Below are 262 nucleotides of genomic sequence, written 5' to 3'. Positions count from 1 at the left end.
AATCCGCGCGGCGAGCGCGTGGCGATGGCCGGCGACGACCCGCGTCAGCGCGGTCTGTTCGGCGCGGCGTGGCTGGCCGGTTACGCAACGGCGCTCGAAGGCGCGGCGCTCGAATGCCTGACCCTCGGCGCGCTGACGGGGCCGCGCGGCCTGGTGGATGCCGCGTCCGCTCCAGCGCGCTATCCGATGTTTCATGTCGCCGCCGCGATGGCGCGGATGGCCGGAGCGACCCGCTTGCCATGCCGCGCGGCGAGTCCTCGTG

At 74.8% G+C, this 262-nt stretch carries 1 pseudogene; it reads left to right on the top strand.

What is annotated here, in order from left to right:
- Positions 1-24: 24 nt before the first annotated feature.
- A pseudogene (locus SB751_RS31915) lies at positions 25-262 on the top strand (hypothetical protein); the annotation flags it as partial.

Source organism: Cupriavidus sp. SIMBA_020 (genome assembly GCF_046535395.1).
In the GTDB taxonomy this organism is placed as follows: domain Bacteria; phylum Pseudomonadota; class Gammaproteobacteria; order Burkholderiales; family Burkholderiaceae; genus Cupriavidus; species Cupriavidus campinensis.
The sequence above is the reverse complement of the archived record's forward strand: the minus strand, read 5'-3'. Positions and strand labels throughout refer to the sequence as shown.